Here is a 7821-nt window from a genome sequence, read left to right as displayed (position 1 = left end):
CTGCTGTTTGGCGATGAGGCCAGATCCCCCCTAACCCCCCTTAGGAAGGGGGGGACAAGAAGCAGCCAAAGTCCCCGCAATGATTCGGGGAGGGGGAGAGAATTCTTCTCAAAGTCCCCCTTCTTAAGGGGGATTTAGGGGGATCTGGCCTCGGCTACAAACGAGATTTATCAGGAGTTTTAGTCTTAAATTGAGACTAATGGGCATTGCCGTGTAGCTACCGATATCAAAGCAAAATTGACGTGAACTGTTTAAACTTTAAACCATGAGTAGAACCTTAATTCCCGTAATCCTCGCCGGCGGTAAAGGCGAACGCTTCTGGCCGCTCAGCCGCAAGCAGCGCCCCAAACAGTTTTTGAGTCTCGACGGTAGCGGCAAGAGTTTGCTGCAAGCTACAGCGGAAAGACTATTAACATTAGGTAACGGCTGGGAAGATTTGTGGGTAGTAACATCCGAAATGCTGGCTGCGGGAGTGCGCGAACAACTGCCGCTGCTACCTCCGGAGAATTTGCTGGCGGAACCGGAAGGCCGAGATACTGCGCCGGCGGTGGCTTGGACTGCGATAGAAACTGCGAAGCGTTACGGTGAGGATGCGGTTGTTGGTTTTTTCCCCGCGGATCACTGGATTGGGGAACCCGAGGAGTTTATTAAGACTTTGGAGGCGGCTGCTGATTTGGCGAGAAAGGAAAGTGCGATCGCCACTTTGGGAGTCAAGCCGAGTTATGCTTCCACTGGCTACGGCTACATCGAACAAGGCGAGGAAATTGGCAATTTTGGCGGTTTTCCAGCTTATCGCGTCGCCCGATTTACCGAAAAGCCCGATCGCGCCACGGCTGAGGAATTTGTAAACAGTGGCAAGTTTAGCTGGAATGGCGGAATATTCGTATTTCGAGTCGGCACTGTCTTGACAGAATTGCGAAATTATCTACCGGAAATGATGGCAGCTTTGGAAGCAAAAGGCGCCGCTGCTTATTCGGAATTGCCGAAAATTAGCATCGATTACGCGCTGATGGAAAAGACCCAAAAAGCTTGTGTTTTGCCTGTAGGCTTTAGTTGGGACGATTTAGGTGATTGGAATGCGATCGCCCGTTTGCTACAAGGAGACAAGCCGAATGTCGAGTTAGCAAAACACATCGGAATTGATACCAAGGACGCTATCTTTTATGCAGCGGATGAGAATGAAGTCATCGTCACCATTGGTTTAGAAGATGTCGTCGTTGTCAGAGATGGGAATGTGACTTTGATTGTGAAAAAAGACAGGACGCAGGAGATAAAACAGGTCATCAAGGTGTTGGGAGAAGATGAAAAGTTGAAACATTTATTGTAAGGGCTGCACCGCACTATAAAAACAGGTTCGTAGTAAGGACTTCAGTCCTTTCTTACTCAACAAAGCCACAAGGACTAAAGTTTTTACTACGAACTTCTGGACTGAACCGAATAAAAGCCCACTTATTCATTAGAATCTACTTTCTTCTTAAAATGTTGAGCAAATTCACTTAATGAGTTGTTTCGGGCGATCGTTTGATCGGTAATCTCTAGTTTCTCGGCAACTTTATCTGAGTCATTCTCAGAATATTGCTGTTTTTTTAAATCTCTATCTTTCAGTTTAGGATTTATCTTTTTGACAATATCTTTAGAAAAATTAACTAAATACTCTTTAGCATTTTTCCCTCCCGATTCAGCTTCAATTATCAAATCTGTTTGACCTATTTGATATTTTTTAGCAAACTTTTCCCATTTCGGATCGTTTCTAGTTCCGAGATTTTTTGTAAAGTAGCAACAAATGCCAAGACAGTCAACTAATAACCAAGCTTCAAGTTCTTGACGTATGAGTATTAACAAAGCTTTACCTTGAGATTGTTCTACAACTTTCTTAATTCTGTTAATGAGAGAGTTAGGTTCTTGCAATCGTTTAGCTTCTGATTGTACGCCATCTGCATCAAGCAAAAATATTACTAATTCGCTGTTTTTAAGATAAATATCAACTGCGTTTTTTAAACCATCCCCTCCGGTTTTTTTGATGGCTTGATTGAAAGCTATTTTAGAACTATCCGAAACAGTTATATTGGAGTCATAGTATTGAACAATCTTCTTAGCTATACAGCAAACAGTTTTACTATCAAAATCTGACTCTGGAGCCCAGATAAGAATATTACTCATACTATTGTTCTAAAATTCCTTGTAGTAGATGACTGTGATAAATTGCACTGCCTACTCCAAAGTCTCTCATCCATTCAGATAAATCATCCCGACTCTTCCCTAACTCATCTACGGGAAAAGCCTGTGTTCCAACGTCATCTATTTTGCTTAGAAGCAGTACAGAAACATCTGAGTTTATTTCATCCAAATTGAAACAATCAAGTAACTGGGAACTATGAGTTGTAATAATTACCTGTGTTTTTTGAGACAGTCTTTTTACTACAGATGCAACCTCTCTTAGCAGTCCTGGATGAAGATTGCGTTCAGGTTCTTCAATCCCAATCAGTGTAGGTAGCTGATCTTGATGAAGTAACACGTAATAAGCCATAATTCGGAGAGTACCATCTGACATATTGGATAAAGGAATCTCTAAACTACCTTTTTCCAATACTTTGATTTTTATTCCTCTAAGGTTAGATAAATCAATCGCCACACTACCGTTGTCCGATACTTTATTCCCTTCCTCAAATTTTAATCTAATCCCCATGCAATCATTAAGTTCTTGACTAACTAATTGAAACTTCTCTAGATCTTTATCAGCCCAGTGTATCAAAACATCTTCAATTTCCCTACCTCTGCTGCCCAGACTGGGAATGTTTTCTCTGTCCATTACAATATTGTCGTCAATTACAAACATAGGACTACCTCTCATCAACTCAGGATCTAAATCGTAGAAGTTCCAATTTATGATAAATTCTGCAAGTCTGCTAGTAAATGGTCTGTTCCCAAAATCACCGGCAGACTTTAATGCTAAATAGCCAGATTTAGATTGATAGTTTTGAGCATTTTTCCCATTTTCATCTCGCACTTTACCCACGCCATTTTTAATGTCTATTACTTTATATCTACCTATCAAAAGTTGCTCGCGCGAACAATATGATTTCCCTTCTTCTAGAGCCACAGATACAGTATAATTGGCTATTTTCTTAGCTTCTTTGACAGTAATAGAAAAAGTAATATCTTTATTTCCCCCAAATCTCAAGAATCTTTGCATGAACTCCACAGGGGGGGGAGAACCAATTTTTAGCATCAAGCTGAGCATCGATAACGCCTGTAAAGAATTAGACTTTCCGCTAGAATTGCAGCCCACTAAAATGGTTAAATTTTTAAAATTCAATGTGAGATCGCCTAAGCTCCTAAAGTTTTTAATGTTAGCCGATACAAGTTCAATACTCATAGGTAAATTTAATTTGTAGCACAGTAAACTAATTAAGGGTCAACGTGAGGAAACCCCGATCGATACTTTTTGGTAACATACCATTCATAAAACTCTAGACCATAGAGTCCATAATACCATCGGGAGTAATGGCTTCATCCCGATCGCCCTTTTCCCCCCTCCAGTCTCCCTCACCCTTCAAAGTTATTCCTCAAGACCAAGGTCAGCTTGGTTAACAGCGCTATCCTAGTAGTTATATAGCCCTTAAACCCGATCGACCCGGAGGCCACGTGTTCAGCCTAGTTCAAAACACTTCTCGCAAGGGAGAAATTCTAGAGGTCGTCTTCCGCAACGGTTGGGACTACATGAAAAGTCTCCTCACCGGCCGCAAAACCGACGCCCCCAGTCTCCCAACTCCCGCAGTTCTGCGCAACATCCTGGTTGAATTAGGCCCAGTATTTGTCAAATTGGGGCAATTGCTGAGTACCCGCCCCGACTTGTTACCGGCCGCCTACATCGAAACTCTCTCCACTCTACAAGCCGAAGTACCGCCCGTACCGTGGTCGGAAGTAGAAGCAATCGTGCGCACGGAACTCAAACAGTCGATCGAAGATACCTTCGCTAAATTTAACACTCAGGCGATCGCCGCAGGTTCGATCGCCCAAACGCACAAAGCTACTTTAAAAGACGGCCGCGAAGTCGCCCTGAAAGTTCAGCGCCCAGGTATCGATATTGTCATCGAACAAGACATCGCCGTGCTCCGAGGTTTAGCAGAACTTGTCATGCTCACAGACTTCGGTCAACAATACGATATTGTCGCCTTAGCCGAAGAATTTGCGATCGCCATGCGTGCAGAATTAGACTTCATTCAAGAAGCAAACTACACCGACGAATTGCGTACCAACTTATCTAAAAGTAAATGGTTTGACCCCAAACAAGTTGTGCTACCAGAAATTCACTGGGAGTTGACCACCAAAAAACTCTTAGTAATGGAATGGCTGAACGGAGTGCCAATTTTGTTAGGGGATTTGCAAGGAATTGGTCACAAAGGAGATATCAATGCCGAACGCGAAGAAATTACAACCCTACTTTGCCGCGTTTTCTTCCAACAGTTGTATATCGACGGATTCTTTCACGCCGACCCGCATCCCGGCAATTTATTTTATCTCAAAGACGGCCGGATAGCTTTGCTAGACTGCGGTATGGTCGGCCGATTAGACCCGCGCACCCAACAGAATCTGACAGAAATGTTGCTGTCAATTGTCGATTTAGACGCTCAGCGCTGCGCTCAATTAACATTGCAAATGGCAGAATTTGCTCAACCTAAAAGTTTAGCTGTTCTCGAAAACGATTTAGCTCGAATGCTGCGAAAGTATTACAATGTCAGCTTGTCGCAAATGAACTTGTCGGAAATATTTTATGAAGTGCTGGAAATTACCAGAAAAAATAAAATTAGGCTACCCAGCAATCTCGGTTTGTATGCAAAAACTTTAGCTAATTTGGAAGGACTGGCGCGCTCTTTTAATCCCAGATTCAATATTGTAGAGCAGGTAAAACCGCTGATGACCGATATGTTTCGGCGTCAGTTATTGGGAGATGACCCGGTGCAAGCTCTGCTGAGAACGGCTTTGGATCTAAAAAGTTTATCTTTGCAATCTCCGCGACAGGTGGAAGTGCTTTTAGACCGGGTTACTTCAGAAACTTTGAAGTGGAACTTGAGCATCAAAGAACTCGATCCGCTGCGCCGCACTGTGGGTGATTCTGCGAACCGACTTTCTTTTAGTATTGTCGTAGGTTCGCTGATTGTCGGGGCGGCAATTATTTCTTCTAACGCGCAAACTGCTCAGCTATCTTTTTTGAGCAACGGTTTGTTTGGGGCGGCGAGTTTTTTGGGTTTTTGGTTGATTATTAGCATTATGCGATCGGGGCGTTTGCGGGGATGAAAGGTTTGTAGTGGGGACTTCAGTCCCTCCAAATTAAGGACTTGCATTCCGAACGATCAAACCTATGTTGAATTAAGGTTCGATCGTTCGGACTTCAGTCCCTCCAAATTCAGGACTAAAGTCCTTACTACAAACCTATGCTATCTTCAAGTTTGTAGTGGGGAATGCAAGTCCCTCCAAATTCAGGACTGAAGTCCGAACGATCGAACCTATGTTAAAATAAGATTAAAGCTAGATATTATTGGAAGGAGCAATATTAACCAAGTGTTATCAAGTCAAAAACAGCCAGAATTAGGATTGGTCTGCATTACGGCTTCCAATGAAGTTCGTTTCCGCACGGTCACGCGGAAACGGCTGTTGCAGCTAACAGAAATTGAACAAGAAAAAGTGTTGTGCGAGTTGTATGCAGACAACTTAAAAAGACTTGACAAAGCGATAGATTTCTGCTACGCAAATAACATTAAATTGTATCGCATGACTTCTGCACTCTTCCCTTTTGCAGATACTGATTTGGGGGAAGCAGTGCTGCGCTCGATGAGTGAGGAATTGCACCGAGTGGGATCTCGCGCAATTGACCTCAACATCCGTTTGGTACTCCACCCCGATCAATTTGTCGTCCTCAGTTCCGACAAGCCGGATGTTGTGAAAAACAGCATTAAAATTCTGGCGACTCATGCTTTAATTATGGATATGTTGCAACAGCCCCGAGATTCCCGGGCGCTGATGAACATTCACGGCGGTAAGGGCGATCGTACTTCGCAACTCAAATCAGTCATCCGCGATTTACCCGAATCCATTCGATCGCGCTTAACCTTTGAAAACGACGAATACGCTTACAGTACCTCAGAACTTTTAGAAGTGTGTCTCGATACCGCAGTACCGCTGGTTTTTGACGCGCACCACCACGTCATTCACGAACATTTAGAAACTTACGACGATCCGAATGTCGCCGAAATGCTAGCAGCAGCAAAGACTACTTGGCGGGTTCCAGAATGGCAATTAGTGCACATATCAAACGGGCGAGAATTTTTTGCCGATCCGCGCCACAGCGACTTGATTGCAGATATGCCCAATTGTTATTATGATGCTCCTTGGATTGAAGTAGAAGCTAAATTCAAAGAGTTAGCTATTGACAAGTTGCGTAAAGAATGGCTAGCTGCAAAGATTCCAGAATTTAGCAGTGTCTCGTAGGGGCGGGTTCGCCAACCATCTCGGCTTAATACGAATAATCTCAAAAACCCGCCCCCACCCAAGGGTAAATTTCCATCTACCTTTTTCAAAATACAAGACAAGAAACGGGTTGAGTCCGACAGTCCGACAGGGGTTAAAAAGGGTGCATCTCTATTTGGCAAGGGCGAAGCATTTCGGCATAAAATTTATTAGTGAGAACCAGAGATTTATTGCCGAAATGCTTCGCCCCTACGGATATATTTGCAAAAATGGGATGCACCCGTTAAAAACCCCTGTCTCATAGCTAAAGTCCTCTAAAAGAGGACTAAAATAGATATAGATTTCCGTCAAAATTTTCAGTCGGTTTCAACCGACTTTAGCTTTGAGGCAGGGGTTTAAACCCCTGCCGGACTGACGGACTTGAGAAAAAACCGCGTTAATACCAACTATAAATTATGTGCGGACGATTCACTTTAAATACTCCAGCTAAAATCATCGCCGAATTCTTCAAACTCTCGGAAGTTCCCGACATCAAACCGCGATACAATATCGCTCCAACTCAATCAATTGCTACCGTCACAGTCGATTCCGAAAAAATTGAGCGACAGTTCCAATTTATGCGCTGGGGTTTGATTCCAAGTTGGGCAAAAGATATGAAAATAGGCAGCCATACGATTAATGCCCGATCGGAAACTGTAGCAGAAAAACCAGCTTTTCGCAGCGCCATCAAGCACAGGCGGTGTTTGATCGTCGCTGACGGCTTCTACGAATGGCAACCGCAGGGCAAGAAAAAACAGCCTTACTATTTTACAATGGCAAACCGCGAACCTTTTGCGTTTGCCGGTTTGTGGGAAAATTGGGAATCTCCCGAAGCAGAAAAGATTGTATCTTGCAGTATAATTACTACTGCTGCTAATGAAACAGTGCAACCCGTGCACGATCGAATGCCGGTGATTTTGCCCGCAAGTGATTGGGAAGAGTGGCTTGACCCCTCAATTAAAAATGCTCAGCAAGTTTTGCCACTGTTAAAGCCCTACGATCCAGCAGCCATGATAGGAAATGCCGTAAGTGCGATCGTCAACAGTCCCAGCAAAGACAGTCCCGAGTGCATTCAAGCCATAGAATAAACTCGGCGGTTGAAACCGCGTCTACACACACGAAGTCCGCCCGACGCCGACTAAGAAGTCGAGGAGCATTACAGTTAAACTCTGTTGTGATTTCCTTAAAGACTTTTCTTCATCTTAACATCACAGAAAGGACAAAAAATATGATCGGATACGTTACAGTCGGCACAAACAATCTTGAACGTGCAGCCAAGTTTTATGATACTTTGCTTGCTGAAATTGGCGCTCA

At 43.6% G+C, this 7821-nt stretch carries 6 protein-coding genes; 4 read left to right on the top strand and 2 right to left on the bottom strand.

Annotation, left to right across the window (positions count from 1 at the left end; genetic code table 11):
- Nucleotides 1-265: 265 nt before the first annotated feature.
- Complete coding sequence (locus tag QT974_RS25740; RefSeq protein WP_333471250.1) at nt 266-1327, top strand: mannose-1-phosphate guanylyltransferase; 1062 nt, start codon at nt 266-268, stop codon at nt 1325-1327.
- A 122-nt stretch (nt 1328-1449) separates the two neighbouring features.
- Here QT974_RS25740 and QT974_RS25735 read toward each other — a convergent pair whose 3' ends face one another.
- A complete protein-coding gene (locus QT974_RS25735) occupies nt 1450-2160 on the bottom strand; it encodes a hypothetical protein (protein ID WP_333471249.1) in 711 nt (236 codons plus the stop codon).
- 1 nt (nt 2161) lies between these two features.
- Entirely contained in the window at nt 2162-3376 is a 1215-nt protein-coding gene (locus tag QT974_RS25730; protein ID WP_333471248.1) for an AAA family ATPase, read from the bottom strand.
- 269 nt (nt 3377-3645) lie between these two features.
- Here QT974_RS25730 and QT974_RS25725 point away from each other — a divergent pair, with 269 nt between their 5' ends.
- The 3 genes from QT974_RS25725 (at nt 3646) to QT974_RS25715 (ending at nt 7595) form a co-directional block, all read left to right on the top strand.
- Entirely contained in the window at nt 3646-5298 is a 1653-nt protein-coding gene (locus QT974_RS25725; protein ID WP_333471247.1) for an ABC1 kinase family protein, read from the top strand.
- Between the two features lie 264 nt (nt 5299-5562).
- Complete coding sequence (gene uvsE / locus QT974_RS25720; RefSeq protein WP_333471246.1) at nt 5563-6489, top strand: UV DNA damage repair endonuclease UvsE; 927 nt, start codon at nt 5563-5565, stop codon at nt 6487-6489.
- Nucleotides 6490-6923: 434 nt separating this feature from the next.
- A complete protein-coding gene (locus tag QT974_RS25715) occupies nt 6924-7595 on the top strand; it encodes an SOS response-associated peptidase (protein ID WP_333471245.1) in 672 nt (223 codons plus the stop codon).
- Nucleotides 7596-7821: the final 226 nt, after the last annotated feature.

Source organism: Microcoleus sp. BM001215392 (assembly GCF_036700185.1).
Taxonomy (GTDB): Bacteria; Cyanobacteriota; Cyanobacteriia; order Cyanobacteriales; family Microcoleaceae; genus Microcoleus.
The sequence above is the reverse complement of the archived record's forward strand: the minus strand, read 5'-3'. Positions and strand labels throughout refer to the sequence as shown.

Bases quoted from the DNA above. Each gene is read 5' to 3' on its own strand.
- QT974_RS25740 (WP_333471250.1), top strand. From the start codon at position 266: ATGAGTAGAACCTTAATTCCCGTAATCCTCGCCGGCGGTAAAGGCGAA.
- QT974_RS25735 (WP_333471249.1), bottom strand. From the start codon at position 2,160: ATGAGTAATATTCTTATCTGGGCTCCAGAGTCAGATTTTGATAGTAAA.
- QT974_RS25730 (WP_333471248.1), bottom strand. From the start codon at position 3,376: ATGAGTATTGAACTTGTATCGGCTAACATTAAAAACTTTAGGAGCTTA.
- QT974_RS25715 (WP_333471245.1), top strand. From the start codon at position 6,924: ATGTGCGGACGATTCACTTTAAATACTCCAGCTAAAATCATCGCCGAA.